Source organism: Bradyrhizobium sp. CCGB12, assembly GCF_024199845.1.
Taxonomy (GTDB): domain Bacteria; phylum Pseudomonadota; class Alphaproteobacteria; order Rhizobiales; family Xanthobacteraceae; genus Bradyrhizobium.
The window spans coordinates 7,525,433-7,543,761 of sequence record NZ_JANADO010000001.1 but is presented as its reverse complement, the minus strand read 5'-3'; the positions used below and the strand labels follow the sequence as shown (position 1 = coordinate 7,543,761).

General features: G+C 59.9%; 17 protein-coding genes and 1 pseudogene. 3 read left to right on the top strand and 15 right to left on the bottom strand.

The genetic code is table 11. The features are described from left to right. Positions 1-236: 236 nt before the first annotated feature. The 13 genes from NLM27_RS34550 to NLM27_RS34490 all read right to left on the bottom strand — a co-directional run bounded on the left by NLM27_RS34550 (position 237) and on the right by NLM27_RS34490 (position 13,475). Complete coding sequence (locus NLM27_RS34550; protein WP_254147520.1) at positions 237-488, bottom strand: hypothetical protein; 252 nt, start codon at positions 486-488, stop codon at positions 237-239. A gap of 202 nt (positions 489-690) precedes the next feature. Then, positions 691-969, bottom strand: coding sequence for a DUF1488 domain-containing protein (locus NLM27_RS34545; RefSeq protein WP_254147519.1), 279 nt, complete (start codon positions 967-969; stop codon positions 691-693). Between the two features lie 900 nt (positions 970-1,869). Then, complete coding sequence (locus NLM27_RS34540) at positions 1,870-2,844, bottom strand: ABC transporter substrate-binding protein (protein WP_254147518.1); 975 nt, start codon at positions 2,842-2,844, stop codon at positions 1,870-1,872. 331 nt (positions 2,845-3,175) lie between these two features. Next, positions 3,176-3,601: a DUF3237 domain-containing protein gene (locus NLM27_RS34535; RefSeq protein WP_375142331.1), complete on the bottom strand. Its 426-nt coding sequence runs from the start codon at positions 3,599-3,601 to the stop codon at positions 3,176-3,178. Between the two features lie 265 nt (positions 3,602-3,866). Further along, on the bottom strand, positions 3,867-5,024 hold the full coding sequence (locus NLM27_RS34530) for an ABC transporter substrate-binding protein (protein ID WP_254147516.1): 1,158 nt from the start codon (positions 5,022-5,024) through the stop codon (positions 3,867-3,869). Positions 5,025-5,168: 144 nt separating this feature from the next. Further along, positions 5,169-5,549: a hypothetical protein gene (locus tag NLM27_RS34525; protein ID WP_254147515.1), complete on the bottom strand. Its 381-nt coding sequence runs from the start codon at positions 5,547-5,549 to the stop codon at positions 5,169-5,171. A 215-nt stretch (positions 5,550-5,764) separates the two neighbouring features. After that, positions 5,765-6,769 (bottom strand): ABC transporter substrate-binding protein, encoded by a 1,005-nt coding sequence (locus NLM27_RS34520; RefSeq protein WP_254147514.1) that lies wholly within the window; start codon positions 6,767-6,769, stop codon positions 5,765-5,767. Between the two features lie 479 nt (positions 6,770-7,248). Next, on the bottom strand, positions 7,249-8,679 hold the full coding sequence (locus NLM27_RS34515) for a DUF1254 domain-containing protein (protein WP_254147513.1): 1,431 nt from the start codon (positions 8,677-8,679) through the stop codon (positions 7,249-7,251). A gap of 358 nt (positions 8,680-9,037) precedes the next feature. Next, positions 9,038-9,145, bottom strand: a complete 108-nt coding sequence (locus NLM27_RS34510) for a hypothetical protein (RefSeq protein WP_254147512.1) — start codon at positions 9,143-9,145, stop codon at positions 9,038-9,040. 29 nt (positions 9,146-9,174) lie between these two features. Further along, entirely contained in the window at positions 9,175-10,077 is a 903-nt protein-coding gene (locus NLM27_RS34505; RefSeq protein ID WP_254147511.1) for an ABC transporter substrate-binding protein, read from the bottom strand. Next, positions 10,068-11,903 carry a caspase family protein gene (locus tag NLM27_RS34500; RefSeq protein WP_254147510.1) on the bottom strand — a complete coding sequence of 612 codons (1,836 nt, stop codon included), beginning with the start codon at positions 11,901-11,903 and terminating at the stop codon, positions 10,068-10,070. Before NLM27_RS34500 ends, NLM27_RS34505 begins: the two co-directional genes overlap by 10 nt. A 227-nt stretch (positions 11,904-12,130) precedes the next feature. Then, positions 12,131-13,090: an ABC transporter substrate-binding protein gene (locus tag NLM27_RS34495; protein ID WP_254147509.1), complete on the bottom strand. Its 960-nt coding sequence runs from the start codon at positions 13,088-13,090 to the stop codon at positions 12,131-12,133. Positions 13,091-13,235: 145 nt separating this feature from the next. Further along, entirely contained in the window at positions 13,236-13,475 is a 240-nt protein-coding gene (locus tag NLM27_RS34490) for an ABC transporter substrate binding protein (protein WP_254147508.1), read from the bottom strand. Positions 13,476-13,923: 448 nt separating this feature from the next. On the opposite strand from NLM27_RS34490, the pseudogene NLM27_RS34485 reads away from it, so the two are divergent. Next, positions 13,924-14,238 (top strand): annotated as a pseudogene (locus NLM27_RS34485) (ParA family protein); the annotation flags it as partial. 219 nt (positions 14,239-14,457) lie between these two features. Here NLM27_RS34485 and NLM27_RS34480 read toward each other — a convergent pair. Together NLM27_RS34480 and mutM are read right to left on the bottom strand one after the other, a co-directional pair. Continuing rightward, a complete protein-coding gene (locus tag NLM27_RS34480) occupies positions 14,458-15,012 on the bottom strand; it encodes a GNAT family N-acetyltransferase (protein ID WP_254147507.1) in 555 nt (184 codons plus the stop codon). A gap of 6 nt (positions 15,013-15,018) precedes the next feature. Beyond that, complete coding sequence (gene mutM / locus NLM27_RS34475) at positions 15,019-15,900, bottom strand: bifunctional DNA-formamidopyrimidine glycosylase/DNA-(apurinic or apyrimidinic site) lyase (protein WP_254147506.1); 882 nt, start codon at positions 15,898-15,900, stop codon at positions 15,019-15,021. A gap of 81 nt (positions 15,901-15,981) precedes the next feature. On the opposite strand from mutM, the gene ubiE reads away from it, so the two are divergent. Then, positions 15,982-16,743, top strand: coding sequence for a bifunctional demethylmenaquinone methyltransferase/2-methoxy-6-polyprenyl-1,4-benzoquinol methylase UbiE (ubiE, locus tag NLM27_RS34470; protein ID WP_254147505.1), 762 nt, complete (start codon positions 15,982-15,984; stop codon positions 16,741-16,743). Next, positions 16,740-18,314 carry a 2-polyprenylphenol 6-hydroxylase gene (gene ubiB / locus NLM27_RS34465; protein ID WP_254147504.1) on the top strand — a complete coding sequence of 525 codons (1,575 nt, stop codon included), beginning with the start codon at positions 16,740-16,742 and terminating at the stop codon, positions 18,312-18,314. The genes ubiE and ubiB overlap by 4 nt, the downstream gene beginning before the upstream one ends. Positions 18,315-18,329: the final 15 nt, after the last annotated feature.

Sequence of the window (18,329 nt, the reverse complement as noted above, 5' to 3'; positions counted from 1 at the left end):
TTTCTCGGTAATCAACCCCAGAGATCCGCCTGGAGGCGCGACACTGTTGCTGCTCGAACCCGCTTCAACAATGCGGAGGAGGTGGCGTTACGAGAACCGGCCCATCGCCCAACGCGCGTCGGACAATGGGCCGTTCCGGGTGGATGACGCAAACCTAGAGGGGTCCAGGTATCGCGCCACAGACCAATATCTCAATCAACGGACCGGAGAGTCGTTCCTGTCAGACGCTCCAGACGCTACTCTACGCGCACGGCCAGTCTAGCGCTCTCGGCCTTGTTCGCCGCCGAGAGTTTGTCTCGGATGTAGCTGCGAACTTCACCGATCTCGGCCTGCAAGTCGGTTTCCGAGATGCCCTGCTCCTTCGCGGCCGCGACAAGGCGGCTGGTAAGCTCGGCCTCGTCCTGAGAGGCTCCAGGAGCCCGGAACTGCTCTGCGGGGTGAACGCTGTTTTCAACCCAGAAGTCGATGAATTCGCGTGCCTTGCTCACCTAGCTCTCTCCGTGCGAGTCGACTGCAGGGTAATCTCGAGAGACGTACTGAGCAAGGCGGCCTTGGATGGGCGGCTCGACTAGAGAGCACCCTCATTCCATCGGCTTCCGCACATCTCAGAGTCGTCGAAATCTCATGCTTAAAGGCTGCGACATCATTCGTGACGCATTGAAAAGGCCAACGCTGCTGCGGTGCTTTAACCTATCGCCTGAAATCAATGCCTCGCAGAACTATTCCCGGCGACGTACCTTCGAACTCTGTCGCGCGATATTTGCTCGCCGCGCAGGCTTCGATGCGATCACGCAGGCGGGTAAACTGAGCTTCCCGCTCCTCGGGACTAACTTGCGGGCCACTTTCCAGAGAGTCCATCGCAGAGGTCGATATGGCGCAAGGAATCTCCCTAGCTCCGTCATGCATAGAGAACCGAACGATCATCCGGTCGTATTCGTGGCCAATGAAACGGCCGCTGGTCAATGTCATGGCTTGCTCCGTCACGAGATCACTTCGCCACGATTGCGCTAGGCCAACGCTGCCGCTCCCAAGCAGTCCCGCAAGGCTCATGCTGGAAAGGCATGTTGGCCGCCGCTCTCAGTCCTCCCCCGACAGTCGGACGAAATCGTCGAACAACGCTGCCACCAGCGCGCGATGACGCGTGTCCGAAGGCGCAGGCGCGCCATTGCTCGAAACGCAATTGCATGGACACATGGAACGTCAGCGGCAAAAGCGTCTCTTTGAAGAGGAACCAGGCCGGTACGCAGAACTAGCAAATGGCTGCCGGAGCATGCGGTAAGGCCGCCTCTGGGATAGGACGGACGGCGTCTTCCACAAGTCATAAGCAGGCAAACTCCTTTCGAGAGAAAGGCATCCTACCGGGTCTGAAGCCAGTTGCTGCTGGCTAGTCGGCGTCGCCGGGCGCCGAACAACGCACTCCGCTAGTCCAAGTGTGAAAGATGCGCGCTCCTAGGAACACCCTTAGAAGGTGGCGATTGTTGGAGCATGGCTGATACACCACTCCCTACCCCGGCTGAGACGGCTACGGAGACCAATAAGCGGGTCTGCGACGAAATCGAGGCCGAATTGGAGACCAATCTCAAGCGTAAGGCGCCTCCACCAAGAGAGCCTAAATAGGCTTCCTCATCCAGCTCGGCATTCAGTCCTGTGACCCGTCGGCGGACTGTTGCAGCGGCGTTTGGCATTCGTTGCGCGTTGTCGCCAGCGGTGCGAAATTCGGCGCGAGCACTGCTGCGGATACCTAAGGTCGGCCGGGCTGGCCGCCTTGTACACCGCGCGCTCGAGCGTGCGACGTCCGCATTGGCCTCGGAAACAGACCTCAGCGCCGCCTATCGGAAGGTCCACGAGGGGCCATAACCGGAAGTCACCTTATTCGATTACCTCGTCGGCGCGAGCGAGCAGCGTCATTGGAATGTCGAGACCTAGCGCCTTAGCGGTTTTGAGATTGATACTCAGGGTCACATCTGTCGTCTGCTGGACGGGAAGCTCCGCCGCACGCGCTCCTTTCAGAATGCGATCAACATAGCCTGCGGCGCGTTGCCATAGTTTGAAAAGGTTGGCCGAGTACGACATCAGTCCTCCTCTCTGAGCCGAGTCGCGGAATGGAAAGATCGCCGGTAAACGCCGGTCTGCGGTGAGCGCGATCAGTCGGGGGACGAGGGGTATCAGCGATGGATCGTCGGTGACGACGAGGCCATCGAAGCTTCCCTCTCGCAGAGCGGCGAAGCTGTTATCGATTTCAGCGAGCCGCACCGAGAGGGCTGTCAACTCGAGACTGATCCCGGGTGCCGCTTTTTGCATGAGTTCGACTTGGTTGGCAGTCGTCGGATTGTCAGGATTCCACAACACGGCGATGCGACGTAATTTCGGTGCCACCTCCTTTAGTAGATCCAGCCACTTGACGCCGTAATCGCCGGAGAGCTGCGACAACCCGGTGATATTGCCGCCTGGCCGGGCAAGGCTTGCCACAAGGCCGGCTCTGACGGGATCTCCGCTCATACAGACGATCGGCACCGTGGATGTTGCACGTTGTGCAGCCTGCGAAGTGGGTGTGCCTGGAGTCACGAGAACATCGACGTTGAGCGTGAGGAGTTCAGCGATCAGCGCAGGAACGTGCTCCGGCTTTCCGTCGGCGTAGCGTTCCTCGAGTAGCAGGTTGCGCCCCACCACATATCCAAGGTCCGCAAGTCCCTGACGGAATCCGGTCTGGTAGTACACGTCCGTCCCGCGAACACCACTCCAGACGTAGCCGACTCGTGGCACCGCTGGATGCTGCGCGTAGGCTGCGAGGGGCAAGGCTACCACCGCTGCACCGACAAGAGTGACAAGATCGCGGCGTTTCATTGGGGCACCTCGCGCCACGCTATCGCTACAATATGCGCTGCAACTCGGAATTTTGAATAGGTTGAGCCGGTGAAGTAGCTGTCAGCTCGAAATGTATCCAAAGGCGGATCTCGATGACGTGTTCCTCACGTCAGGGACGGATTTCGCTGACGTGATCCTCCTGGGTAGAGGCAGTCCGCTTTGGGTCAAAAGGCGGCACCCAGTCAGCGTCATGGCTACGTCCGCTTTGCCCTCGAACTCGGCCATTGCTCGATGCGTCAGATGGCAGACGAAGGCGCCGCAGCAAACAGTACTTGTGCCGTTAGCGAGAGAAGGACGCGGTCGCCCGCCCTCACGTGATGCGGTAGACGGCGTATTCGATGCTGCCGGTCCCAAGTAAGCGGCCCTTGGCCACGAACAGCGACGTATTGAGCCAACGGTAGCGCTCGGCACCCGTATCGAAGCGCATCGTCAAACGCATATATTGGTCCTTCCAGTCCGTCGGTTGATTTGCTTCGGCTGCCTGCTTGAAAGCATCCGTTTGCTGCACGAGGCCGGTATATCGCATGAGCACGGTCTCGCCGTCGTCAGTCTGAAAAGGCACGCGCACCTCCGGCCGCCAGAAGCCATCGTCGGACACGCGCATCCAGTCACTGCCCGGTGCAGCAATGCGGGCCTTGATCCTCGTGCCTTCGATCTCGGCGTCGCTGACAATCCAATAGTTGCGCTCGCCATCCGGCGAGCCTTTCGTGGTTTTCAAGGGACCTGTCGTTTTCACGCGATAGAGCAATTCTTGGATCAGATCCGTCGGCGGACGCTCGAAAGTTTGTCGGACTAGATGACGGACTCTTTGCGGGCCATCGTCAATGGTTCAATCGGAACGCCCTTTGGAAAGTTCCGCAATTTCGCGTTGGGTCAACCGAGAAGAACTCAGTGCGAGCTTATGTTAGTCCGCTTTGCCCTCGAACTCGGACATTGCTCGATGCTTTCGGCATGTCTCAAAGGGGCCACTTCCGGACTCATGCAGCGCAGCAGAAGGGGTTCTATTCGATCACCTCGTCGGCACGCGCCAGGAGATTAGGCGGGATAGTAAGGCCGATGTTCTTTGCTGTTTTGAGATTGATCGCCAACTCGAATCTGGTTGGCTGCTCCACGGGAAGGTCAGCGGGTAGAGTGCCGGTCAAAATCTTCGCTGTATAGTTGGCAAGCTGACGCTGAACATCGGTAATGCGAGGCGAGTAACTCATCAGTCCGCCAGATTTGACAAAAAATGACCATTCATAGGTCGCGGGTATACGATACTGCTCGCACAACGCGGCGAGTTGCTCGCGGCGTGCAATGTAAAATGCATCTGGACTGACAAGAAGCGCTACATGCCTTCGGTTTCTGACTTCGTCGAAGGCAGTAGCAATTTGCTCGTCCGTGCTCGCCTTCAAGATGTGAAGTTCTCGGCCGAGCGACTTGGCCGCAGCTTCAGCATCCGACACTACAAAATTTGCGTTGGGATTCGTCGGATTTACGAGCATGGCGATTGTACCGCCTCCAGGCGTCAACTCAGCCAACAATTCAAGTCGCTTGGCGGTGAGTTGCGGAGTGTACATGCTCACGCCAGTCGCGTTACCTCCCGGCCTATTCAAACTGGACACCACGCCGAGATGCACCGGGTCCATGGCAATTGCAAACACGATTGGAATTGTCTTCGTCGCGGCCGTGGTCGCCATGACGCCGTTGGTACCGGTTGCGGCGACAATCAATCGAACGCGAGCTTGAATGAGACTTGCGATCAATTCTGGAAAGCGATCATATTTTCCATCAGCGAAACGGTATTCGATTGCGACGTTCTGGCCTTCTACAAAGCCCTTTGTGCGGAGAGCGTCGCGGAAGGCGATCAGCAAATCCTTACTTTTCTCGGCCGAGTCGAAGCCAAGATAGCCAATTACCGGTAAGGCGCGGCCCTCTGCGTAAGCCGCACAAGGCAAGAGAGTTGCCGCGACCATGAAAAGCGAAATGAACTCCCGCCGCCTCATTGGTGCCCTGGAGGTAATGAGAGGGGACGGGTCAGGATAGCAGGCGCCTTGGCTCTGGCGCTCGATGCAGATCGTCGCACCCGTCTCATCCAAGAACTGGATCGATCCACTCGACGCCGGGGCATCTCCCCATACGCAATCGCCTGTGGGAAGTTGAGGCTGCACGTCAGCCATTTGAAAGGCGCGAAAGCTCCCTCGAAATCATCCAGACGGTTCGCCTCTACCGGCGAATGTCTCAAATGGGTCACAAACTGACAATCGGCTGGCGGCCCCCAAACGTCGGCTAAGGGCCAAAACCCGACTCTCGATTATGAGACGTTAGTCCGCTACGGGCGGGTAGACCGTATAGGCAAGCTCAAGCCCGCTCCTAACCATCATTCCGAGTACTTCTAAGGAAATTGCGCCAGTTAGTTGCCCATGTTGGCTTCCGATTTGAAGCCCAATATCCGCTCTTCGATACTTTAGTCGGTCCCACGCACTCCGCGCATCGTAAGGCAGTGCTTGGATCAGTTCGGCAATAGCTTGCAAGGTGGCTTCAGCAGATGAGAACTGCTCAGCCAATTCCAGCGATGCATCCCCACCCTCGTGTCGCATAACGACAACGGATGGTGCGATGAAACTGATTACCTGTTCGATGTCAGCAGCACTTCCGTGCAAATCCAAGTCAACATTGAAAAATGTCCCTTCGATCTGGCTCATCTTGGATTTGTTCCCACCACACGCAACGCCGTTCGCAATTTACCATAGCCCAGAAGCGTTGAATTTTTCCGTTCACCTGCACGGTTAATGTCGGCTTTGGGTCACAAGCGGCGGTGGAGGCCACTGCTGCCTAGCGTCTGGTTTACCGCCCATAGCCGACATCTCGATAGCTTGGGCGCTGTTCGGCTTGGGGCCATAACCGGACCTTTGCTCGTTCACTCAATTATCTTATCGGCACCTGCGACGAGCGCGTGAGGTACGGAAAGCCCCAACTGCTTTGCTGTCTTGAGGTTAATGGACAACTCGAATCTGGTTACCTGGTAGATCGGGACGTCGCCGGGCTTAGCCCCTCGGAGAATTGCGTCGATGTTACTGGCGGCGCGCTTATGCAACTCGATCAGATCGAAGAAATAGGCCATTAAGCCCCCGGCCTCGACGGATTCGGTAAATGTGAAAATCGCCGGAAGTTTCGCGTCGCCGAGCAGCTTAGCGATCAAAGTGCTGTCTTGAAGAACCTGAGGCGAGTCAAGGACCATGACCGCATTTGCACCGCTGCGGGAGATGCTCTCGATCGCCGTCCGATAGTCTGCTTCGCTGGTACTAAATTCCAATAGAGACACCGAGAGAGGGAGGCCCGCCGCTTCGGCAGCTGCGCGGAAAGCGTCTGAGCCTGACCCATTCCATACTAATCGAAGCGCGAGACAGCCAAGTTTCGACATTGACGGAACCATCTCACGTAACAATGCAATTCGCTTTCCATGAATGGATAGACCGGCGTCGATGCTGGCTCCTGTGAAATTGCCGCCGGGGTGAGCCAGACTTTCGGCAAGCCCTTGCTTAACGGGGTCGCCAGTTATCACTACGATCGGAATGCGCGATGTTAGCTTTTTGAAAATGACTCCGCCAGGGCCGACGACGTGGATGACATCCGGGTTGCTCCGAACGATTTCCGTCGCCAGGACATCAGGGCCGGCCGCATTTTGCTCTCGGCCGTAACTTTCGACCTTGAGGTTTTGTCCTTCGATCCACCCTAACCGCCGAAGTTCCGCAAAAAAGGCTCGGTACTTCTTGCTTTCACTATGCCCTTGCAAGTCCGCGTTTGGCTCTGCTGGGCTGAAGATGGCAAGACGCTTGCGATTGGTGCTCTGCTGCGCCGCCCCAGCGAGCGGCCACGCGACCGCCACACCGCCAAGCAGACTGATGAAATGGCGCCGTCTCATGCAGCCCTCCAAGGAGGCTCAGGACCACGCTAAATCCAGGTCGAAATATATCACATCACGGCATGGGAGTCCGGGGTGGTGGCGGCGCAAGATGTCAGCGCGGCGATCCGCTATCTGCATTGCGACCATGACCGCTAAGGGTCTTGGCTGTGTGAAAACGCGAAGACGCTCAATCGCGATAGAAGAAGTTATTCGTCCAAGACCGTTTTAGTCGCTCAACGCGCAAGCGGATTCAACTTAGAGATCGAACAGAAAAATGTCATTCTTTGTCGAGTTTCGATCTTTGAGTTTTTACACAGCCAGGGTCACAAGCGGCAGTCCGAAGTGAGCGCGGCTCCGCGTCCGCTACACTGACAATACCCTACATCACAACAGGGGCAGCGTGGTTCGGCTAGGGGCCACAAGCTGACTCGGATGAGCCTCCGACTGCGTACCGGCCCCCGCTAACCTCCCGTTGGCGATGACGGCCGTCGTAGACATCAACGCGCCGCGACGATCGCCGGCGGCTTCCAGGTTCCCTCGCCCGCCGGCAGGATCGACGGTGGCTCGGTCTTTGGCCAGTACAGCCGCATCACGAGGTAGAGAGGTCCGTCCGGCGCGGGCAGCCAGTTGGATTCCTTATCCGCACCCGGCGACCTGTTCTGGATGTAGAGCGTGACCGAACCGTCGTCATTCTTCTTCATGTTCGGCAGCATCGGCGAATTGATCAGATAACGGTTGATCGGGTTCTCGATCAAAAGCTGCGTCTTGCCGTCGTACATTGTCACGGACCAGAACGAGTTCACCGGGGGTTGCTGGCCCGGCGGAAATGTCAGCGTGTAGTTGTGCTTGCTGCCGTCGAGCGATTGACCATCGCCGTCGATACGTGTTTGCGGATAGGTCGCTTCCACTGCATCGTTGCCGTAGATGCCAGCTTTGGCGGCGACAGCGCGTTTCAGCCAGTCGCCATTGTATTGTGCGTTGTCGCCGAAAGGCGCACTGACCTGCCAGCCGTTAATCCTCTTGCCGACCGTCGCGACCGCCTCCTCGACCTTCTTCTCGCCTTCCTTCATGCCGAGGCCGATTTCGAGCTTCTGCTCCAGCGGCAGGTCCTTGAAGTTGAAAGTCTTGCCGGGGCCGACGCCGATCTTCGCTAGTGCTGCGCGTATTTCCTTCTCGTTCTCTTGCGGGGGCGCAAACTGCAATACGAAGTCGAGGTATTCAAAGAAGTTGGTCTTCACGAGCTCCTTATCGATCTTGGGAAAATCGACCGCCGCCGATGCAGTCGTCGCCGGCTGTTTCAGATAGGCGGAAAGCGGCTGCATCTTGTAGCCGGCCTGGACCTTGACGACGTCGTCGAGATCCTCCGGATTGAACAATTGGGTGCGAATGATGGCGAGCGAGAACTGCGTGCCCGACTGGAACACCTTCTTGATCCCCGGCGGGGTTGCACCCTTCCAGTCCGGCCCGACCACCATGTAGTCGCCGGCATCGCTTCCCGTGGCGCGGCTCCCCAAGTAGCCGTAATTGTAGGTGTTGCCGTCCACGAGCTGGACCGAGTAGTAGCGTTTCGGGTCCACCGCCGGAACGGAAATGACGATGGGCTCCGCGCGCAGATCCATCCATCCCATTGAATAAGGCGTGTCGCTGTTCGGCGTGACAATCGCGGTGTCCTTGTAGGTGTAGACGCGGGCCTGGTTGTTGAGGTGGTTGAACGGTGCCTTGAACTGGCCGGAGTTGCGATCCACCGAGTATTCGTACATCACGCCGTAGTTCATCACGATCGGCAGACCGAAGATGAAGCCGGCTTCGGCGATATCCTTGGCTTTGAAGAAGCCCGGGCGGCCCGTCTGCGCTAGCGCAGCGACCGGACTTGCTGCAACTGCTACCGTCAGGACGGTCGAACGGAGAAGGTCACGTTTGGTCAACATGATGCGCTCCTGTCTTGCCGAGACTTGGCACAATTTACTGTCCTAGTGGGCGAAAACGCAACTCAGCATTGTTTGATCTAAATCATTGAGGCGCCGTTCGCGACCCGGGTGCGGAGGCGCTGATGCCCGTCTCGGATACGGTTGAGCTGGCTGCCGACCGACTGTCGGCGGTGATTGGCAAAAGGCGTACAGTTTGCGCTAACGGCAGAGGCTGAAGGACAACGAGGCCTCCAAGCGGCGGTGGACGCCCAGTGCGGCCCAGCGTCTCGTCTACCCCCTATACCCGACATCTCGATGGGTTAAGCGCTATTCGGCTTGGGGCCAATTCCGGACTCATGCACCGCAACAAGAGTGAGCCCTATTCAATCACCTGGTCGGCGCGGGCGAGCAACGTCGGCGGCACCGTGAGATCGAGCGCGTTGGCAGTATTCAGGTTAATCACCAACTCGAAGTGTGTCGGCTGCAAGACAGGCATTTCTGCCGGATTTGAGCCTTTCAGAATTTGGCCGACGTAGCCCCAGCTTGGCGGTACATCCAGCTGATGCTTGGACCATAGCTCAGGAGGCCGCCAGCCACGGCGATCTGTTGCACAAAGCCCATTGCCAGCACCTTATGCCTAAGCGCGAAAGAAGTAATTTGTTCGCGCCGATCTAGCAGGATCGGATCACTCGCGGTAATCAAAGCCTGTGCTTTGGCGCTCAGCAACTGCTCTAACGCGATTTCCATTTCGCTCGCGTTTCTAGCATTGACCGTGATCGTCTCGATACCCAGCTTCTTTGCCACTGTTTCCGCGTCCGCTTCTTCGATTTTGACGCTGGGATTGGTGGGATTCATCAGCAGTGCAATTCGGGAAATGTTTGGGGCCATTTCCTTAAGCAGTTCAACTCGTTTTGCGCCAAGCACATTCTGATTGAAAAGGATGCCCGTCACGTGCCCGCCGGGGCGATTAATGTTGCTGATCAGCCCATGGCGAACAGGGTCACCACCAATCGTGAACACAACTGATATCTTGTTGCTGGCGAGCTGCGCTGCCCGCGCAGAGGCAACATCTCCCGTGGCGGCAATTGCGACTACTCCCATCGCGACAAGTTCAGCCGCAAGGATAGGTAATGCACCGTAGTCCCCGCGAGCCCACCGTTCCTCAATACGAACATTGCGGCCCTCGACGAAACCGGCCTTCGCCAGGCCTTCTCGAAAAGAGTCAGCATTGAAGCGATAGGTATCGGGCGAGGCGCTGTTCAGAAAGCCAACCCGCGGCGTCTCTCGCTGCGCCAACACGGCAAGAGGCAAAGCCGCCGTAGACCTTAAGAGGAGTGGAAGACCGACTCTGACCAGAAGTTTGTTAGTCAGGCCAGCGAGGAGAGGCAGGTGACCGATCAATGCCGCGATCAGTTGCATACCTCAAGCTGACGGCCAGACATTAACCCGGTGTTGCGTCCGATTCGGTCCTCTTCCAGTCTGCATCCGCTTCTGACCGGCCGACATCCCGCCGGGCCGCAGAAAATCTGGCCGGCAGACTTGGCCTGTGAACCAGTGGGGACGGCTTCGCCCTTCTTCCTGTCACCGTCTCGCGGATTGGTATCCTCACGGGTCGCGACCGGCTTCTTGTCCTGCACCTTCTCGCACTCATTGTGATCGTTGACTCGATAGCCGGCGCGGCAGGCGATCTTCGCGCAAGTGTCGCCGTCGGCCTTGAAGCCATGATCGCACACCAGCGGGCAAACGCGGCCCGGCTTGGCCTTGATGGCGTCGAGCGCGTCGAGGCTAGCCAGCTTGCCGTCGAACTTCGTGCCCGCATATTTGTTGAATAGCGTCAGCGAGCGTTGTGATGACGCATTCCAGTCGCCATCGGCAGGGGCGGCCAGGCAGCCGACGCGGTGCAGTTCGGACTGAACCAATTTCGCAGTCTCTTGCGGCGAGAGACTGGGCGGCGATTGCGTTGGGGCGACTGCCGCGACCTTTTGCTCGCCATCTGCCGGCGTCTTGTCGGCTGGTTGTTTTGCAATCAGCTCGGCAGCCGCCTTGTCGTTCTCGACCTTGTCGACCAACGCCTTCCTGGCTACGGCGGCTTCGGCATCCTTCCTGCGCTGCTCGGCTGCGGCCGCCTTGGCCTCCTCGACCTGCTTGGCCTTCTCAGCCGCAATTCGTGCGTTCTCTGCAGCCCTGGCGGCGGCCGCCGCCTTCTCCTGTTCGGCCTTGTTCGCGCGCTCAGCCATGAGCCGCGACTTTTCGTCTTCGGCTTGGCGCGCCTTGGCGGCTGCAGCCGCTCTCGCCTCCTCAGCCGCGACGTTCTTCAATTGCGCGCGAGCCAGGCCTGCATAGAACCCGTCGGGATACGCTTGGAGGAATGCTTCCCATCCGTCCCGGTTTCCTGTCTGCAGGGCAAGCTCATAGTCCCTGCGGATCCCATCCTGCGAGTTCGCTTGCGGCCCTTGCGGCCCCGCTGCCACAGGCTTCGCAGGAATTAGCGCCAAGTCATCGCCGCCGAGCGAACCGTAGACATATGGCTCCTGCTTGTTGCCAGTTTTCTTCAGGACATCGTCGCGGACGAAGCGAAATGCCTTGCCCAGATCCAGCCCAGGCGTCGGGAGGCGCTCGACCAGGGCCGCCGCGAACGGACTGTTTTTGGAGTCGCCATCTGATGCCGTCGACCCCGCCTTCGCTGCGAACGCGATCATGGTATTTGGGCTCGTCGGCTCGATCTTGGCGAGGCCGCGCCCGATGGCGCGAGCCGCGACCGAGCGCTTCATCGTTTTGGCGAACGGATTGTCGCGGCAGGCATCGAGAATGACAAGGCGGAGCTGCTTCGCGGGTTCGACCGCAAACAGCGCGCGGTCCAGAGCAATTGTCTCGTCGAGGACGTCGCTATCCCTCTCCAGCGTTGCGTCCGTGGGGATCAGATAGTTGGTGCCATCAAGTTCGATGCCGTGACCAGCGTAATAGATCACGGCGACCTCGGCATCCCTGGTCTTGTCGCCGAAGTCACGCAGTGCCCTCCGCATCTCCGCGACATTGAGGTCAAGCTTGATGTCGACCGCGTCAAACCCGGCTTTCTTGAACATGCCGCCGACCAGGGTGGCATCGTTCGCCGGATTGGCGAGCCGGGCCACGTTCTTGTAGGCGGAATTGCCGATCACCAGCGCCACACGCCGTTCGGCGATCGCCGGCCCGCAAGCCAGCCAGACCAAACAAAAGGTCAAACCAAGCAGTCGAACCGCGCCCATTGCTGCCCCCCGATGCAATGTCATCCAAACTAGTCAGAGCATTCCGGAAGGCAAGCGGCCGATCTGTGACGTTGGTCACGCATAGGTCCGCATCGGGTCAACGGCTGTCTTGGGCGGCTCGCAGGGCTTGGTTCGGGTCACCTTCAGAAAGCAGACGTTGCGGTCTTCTGAGCTTAGGTCCGGCACGGGCCATATACCGGACTCGTGCACCTCAGCGAACGGCATCTCTATTCGATCACCTCGTCGGCACGAACAAGTAACGAGGGCGGCACGGTGAGCCCGAGCGCTTTGGCCGTCTTCATGTTGATGACTAGCTCGAATTTGGTCGGCTGCTCGACCGGCAGATCGGCAGGCTTGGTACCTTTGAGGATCTTATCGACGTAACCGCCTGCGCGGTGGAACAGATCGGCTATATCGGGGCCGTAGACGACCAATCCGCCATGGGCGAATTGTCGGAAGAAGTAAATCGCGGGCAAATGATGCTCCGCCGCGAGCCCGACAAGTCGCGGGGCGTGGCGAATGGTCAGAATGTCGCCAAAAACAATCATTGCATCGGCTCGCTGGGCGGCTGCCGAAGTAAAGGCGGTGTCGAGTTCCTCAGCCTTGGTCGCCTCGACTATAGACAGAGCCACGTTGTGCTTCCGGGCTGTGCTTGGTACCTCCTCAGCTAACAACAGCCTGTGCATTGGGTTGTCGCGATTGACTAAGAGCGCAATCCTCGCGGCACCGGGTATCAGTTCGCGCAGAATTTCGATTTGTTTTCCAAACCAGTCGCCCGGAACCCACGACGTAAGACCGGTGATGTTGCCGCCTGGGCGCGAGAGGCTTTGGACGAGGCCAAGCCCGACGGGATCAGCAACAACCACGAAGACGATCGGAATGGTGGCCGATTTCAGGGCTAAGGCTGCTTGCGGCCCGGCGGCAACTATCAGATCGGGAGCTAGAGCTACCAACTCCGCAGCGAAGATTGGCAAGCGATCCGGGGTTTCGGCATAACTACGATATTCGATGAGCAAGTTCTTGCCCTCGATCCAACCCCTTTCGCGCAAGCCAGTGCGCCACGCTTCGCGAGCAATCGGATCTAAGAAGCCGAAGAAACCGATTCGGCGAGGCATCCCTTGCGCCCGCAAACGCCCTGGCGAAACGAGCAGCGCCGCAGCAGTCGCCATGAACTCCCGCCGCTTCATTCGATCCTCATCGCAGCTCGGGGAGAAAGGTGCAGAGCATCAGGTCTCGATGGTCGTCGCACTCACTGCGGATGCAAATGCGACGTCGCAATTGCGGCGCGATGGCGCATGTCCGCTTCCGGGCCACAACCGGACGTTTGGTCGTTCACTCAATTATCTTATCGGCACTCGCGACGAGCGCTGGAGGTATGGAAAGTCCCAGCCGCTTGGCTGTCTTGAGGTTGATGGACAAATCGGATTTGGTTACTTGATAAATCGGGATGTCGCCGGGCTTTGCTCCTCGAAGAATTGCGTCGATAGTGTTGGCGGCGCGCGTATCGCCGCGATCTGCTATTTGCATTGCGACCATACCGCTAAGGTTTAACAGGCGAAGCAGAACAAGCACGTCCTGATGGCGTCCGGCGCAGCCAAGCCTGGAATGCCTCAGCGACAAGATTAGCGGAAAAGCCGCCGCCGGGTCGAGCGCGGCGACGGCTTCTCCTTTACGCGCTCAGACGGCCGCGACCAACCGCCGCGTCGCATGAAGGAAACGGGTTAGCGGGCGCTGCGACGCTATCAATTGGATGACGCTCCTGTTTGCGCAATTCATCGACTAGACGTTCTAGGTAGGGCGGCAGAGGGGAGGCTTCAAAAGATAAGTTCTGTTGCAATCTCCCACCCACCTCGTCACAGATCGACCGGGCAGTCTTATGATCGATGTGGTCCGATATTCGACTGGTCGGTTCCATATCGCGACCTTTCAGTTTTGGCCCCACGATTAACTTAAGTTACAGGGGTATGAAAATGTTTCGCGCACCTTCGAAGAATGCCGATGGTTTGATGGAACGAAGATTCAGCGCATCGACAACGCCGCCAACACCCTCGCCGAGGAAGCCGCGCTCGATCTCTCGGACGTGCTCGCGCGCCCACTGATCGTGATGCGCAACGACCATCAGGACTCGCTCGCGAACGGTCTTGCGGTCAGCGAATTCGTGCCGAACGGCAAGTCGGCGGACGAGATCCGCGGCCTCTGGCAGTGGATCAAGACCCGGCTCGAGCTCTCAGCCACGCCCCATCTGCTGATCGACCAGGTGATGGCGGCTGCCGACGGCATGCTGCATGCCGCCACCAGACTTTCGATGGACGAGACCACGACACGGGCGTCCTGAGCGGGGCATCGCTCTGACGGCAGGCGGCCCTTCACCATCCGGAAGGGCCCAGCGACGAAGCAATCCGGCCACCAGCCCGGCCGGATTGCTTCGCTTTGCGTTTTTTCGCCCCTATCCATCCGTCATGCCCGGGCTTGTCCCGGGTATCCACGCCTTGGCCGCAGAGAAGAACGTGGATGGCCGGGACAAGCCCGGCCATGACGGAGCCATCAGTCGCACTCACGTCCTGCCGCGCAGCCAGGCCTCACGCCGCACGATCCATTTCTCGGATTTCGTCTGCCCGCCGTGATGGGCAAGCTCGATGAAGCCGACGAATTCCGCGCCGGTCTTCTGCTTGACCCGGCGCGAGGCTTCGTTGGTGGCGGCGTTGCAGACGTAGAAATGATCGAGGCCGAGCGCAAGGAAGGCGAAATCGTTCACCGCGGCGATGGCTTCCGTCATCAATCCGCGCCGCCAGTAAGGCTCGGCGAGCCAGAAGCCGCGATTGCCCTTCAGACCTTCGGCACGGGGCCGCAGATGAATGTTTCCGATCGCCTCGCCGTCGCCGCCCTTCAGCACCAGCACCCAATGATGGATGTCGTCGCCGGCTGACATTTTGTCGAGCTGCATCCTCACGAACGTCGCCGCGCCGTCGGCGGGATATGGCCACGGCACGACGGTGGAGAGATGCCGGATGATGTTCCAGTTGTCGAAATGACGCTGGATCGCCGGCACGTCAGACAGCGCGAGCGGGCGCAGGATCAAACGTTCGGTTTCAAGCTGCGGCGTTTGCATGGCGAGCTATTTCTGACATTTCGGACACCAGAAGGTGGAGCGGCCGTTCTGGGTGAAGCGCTTGATCGTGCCGCCGCAGGCGGGCGTCGTGCATTTCTCGCCTTCGCGGTCATAGACCTTGAAGGAGTGCTGGAAATAGCCGAGCTCGCCCGAGGTCTGGCGATGGTCGCGCAAACTGGAGCCGCCGGCCTTGATCGCATCGTTCAGCACGGTGTGGATCGCGCCGACCAGCCGCTTGGCATGATCCGTCGGCTCGCCCTTCTTCGTTGACAGCGTTGCGGCGATCCGGCGCGGCGACAGATGCGAGCGGTGGAGGGCTTCGCAGACATAGATGTTGCCGAGCCCCGCGACCACGCGCTGGTCGAGCAGCGCCGCCTTCAGGCTCGTGGTCTTGCCGGCGCAGGACCGCGCCAGCATCGCGGCATCGAACTCGTTGCCGAGCGGCTCGGGACCGAGCCCGCGAAGCAGCGGCTCTTCATCGAGCGCATTGCGCGCGATCACTTTCATGTAACCGAAGCGGCGCGGGTCGTTGAAGACGATGTCGGCGCCGGAGGACATTCGAAACAGCACGTGGTCGTGCGCGGAATCCTTGCCCTTCGGATAGTGAAACTCGCCAGGCTGCGCGTCGTTGTCCGGCTTGATGACACGGAACGAGCCCGACATGCCCAGATGCATCAGGAGCACGTCGCCGGAGGCGAGATCGGCCATAAGATATTTTGCGCGGCGGCCGAGCCCGGTGACGACCTGCCCCTTCAGCCGCGCCACGAAGTCCGGCTGGAACGGAAAACGCAAATCCGGCCGGCGGGCCTCCGCAACCAGGATTTTCGCACCCTCCATGACGGGCTGAAGGCCGCGGCGGACGGTCTCGACTTCGGGCAATTCAGGCATGGTCGGGCATTCACCTTATGAAGGCGGTGTGATAGCGCCATTGCGGCGGGCGCGCTATGGTCCGCCTCGTGGAGTAGAGTAATGGATCGGCCGGGCGAAACCACGCATTTTGGCTTCAGGAACGTCCCCCTGGGCGACAAGCAGACGCTGGTGAACGATGTGTTTCACAGCGTAGCCTCGCGCTATGATCTGATGAACGACCTGATGTCCGGTGGCCTGCACCGGGTCTGGAAGGACATCATGATCAACGCGCTCGACCCGCCCAGGAGCGACCGGCCGTTCGCGCTGCTCGACGTCGCCGGCGGCACTGGCGACATCTCGTTCCGCGCCGCCAAGGCGGCCGGCCCCGGCTTCCATGCCACGGTCTGCGACATCAATTCCGACATGCTCGCCGTCGGCCGCGAACGCGCCGCCAAGCGCCATCTCGAGACCCAGGTCGATTTCGTCGAAGGCAATGCCGAATCGCTGGCCTTCGCCGACCGCAGCTTCGACGCCTATACGATCGCTTTCGGCATTCGCAACGTGCCGCAGATCGACCTTGCGCTGCGCGAGGCCTATCGTGTGCTGAGGCCCGGCAGCCGCTTCCTGTGCCTGGAATTCTCCACCGTCGAAATGCCCGGGCTCGACAAGCTCTATGATCTGTTCTCGTTCAAGGTGATTCCGCCGCTCGGCCGCATGGTCACGGGCGACGCCGAATCCTACCAATATCTTGTCGAATCAATCCGCAAGTTTCCAAAGCCAGTCGTCTTCGCCGACATGATCCGCGACGCCGGCTTTTCCCGCGTCAGCTGGCAAGCACTCTCCGGCGGCATCGTCGCACTGCATTCAGGCTGGCGTTTGTGATTTCTGGCATCACCCACATTACGCGCCTGATCCGCGCCGCGTTCGTCTTTGCGCGCGAAGGCGTGTTCGGCTCGGTCGATCCGAGCCTGGTGCCGCCGCCGGGACAACTCGCGCTGAAGCTGGCGCGCATCATTGAGCGCCGCGGTGTCAAGCACGGTCCACGGATATCGCGTGCGTTGACGCGGATGGGCCCGGCCTATCTCAAGCTCGGGCAATTCCTGGCGACGCGCCCCGACGTGGTCGGCGTCATCATGGCGCGCGACCTCGAAAGCCTCCAGGATCGCCTGCCGCCGTTTTCGCAAGCCGAAGCGGAAGCTGCGATCACGACCTCGCTGGAACGGCCGCTGACGGATGTGTTTGCGAGCTTCGGCCCGCCGGTCGCCGCCGCTTCGATCGCGCAGGTGCATCGCGGCGAGGTGTTCCGTGACGGCATCCGCAGGCCGGTCGCGATCAAGGTGCTCCGGCCCAACGTCGCCGCGCGCTTCCGGCGCGACCTCTCCGACTTCTTCTTCGTCGCGCACAAGGCCGAGGCTTACTCCTCCGAGGCGCGGCGCCTGCGCCTGATCGAGGTCATCAACACCATGTCGCGCTCGGTCGCGATGGAGATGGACCTGCGGCTGGAGGCTGCGGCGCTGTCGGAGATGGCGGAGAACACGCAGGGCGATCCTGATTTCCGCGTGCCTGCAGTCGACTGGGACCGCACCACGCACAACGTGCTGACGATGGAGTGGATCGACGGCATCGCGCTCAACGATCACAAGCGCCTGGAGGAGGCGCAGGTCGACCTGCCCGATCTCGGCCGCAAGGTGATCCAAAGTTTCCTGCGGCATGCACTGCGCGACGGCTTCTTCCACGCCGACATGCATCCGGGCAATCTGTTCCTGGACGACGCCGGCCGCCTGGTCGCGGTCGATTTCGGCATCATGGGCCGGCTCGGGATGAAGGAGCGGCGCTTCCTCGCCGAGATCCTGCTCGGCTTCATCACCCGCGACTATCGGCGTGTCGCCGAGGTGCATTTCGAGGCGGGCTATGTGCCCGCGCACCATTCGGTCGAGAATTTCGCGCAAGCGATCCGCGCCATCGGCGAGCCGATCCACAACCGCACCGCCGAGGAGATCTCGATGGCGCGGCTGCTGACGCTGCTGCTCGAGGTCACTGGCCTGTTCGACATGACGACGCGGCCCGAGTTGATCCTGCTGCAGAAGACCATGGTCGTGGTCGAAGGCGTTGCGCGCGCCTTCGATCCGAAGCTCGACATCTGGAAGGTCGCCGACCCCGTGGTGCGCGAATGGATCGAGCGCAATCTCGGCCCGATCGGCCGGGTACAGGGCGCGCTTGCCGGGACCGGGGACATCGCGCGGGTGCTGATGCGCCTGCCGGAGATCGCCGAGCGATCGGTGAATGTGCTCGAGCAGCTCGAGACCATGACCCGGGAGGGGATCAGACTGTCGCCGGAGAGCATCGCGGCGATGGGGCGCAGCGAGGGCCGCAAGAACCGCTGGCGCACCGTGGCGCTCTGGATCATCGCCGCGACCTTCATCGGCATCCTGATCGCCGTCCGGAATCTATGATTGCACTGCAATCAT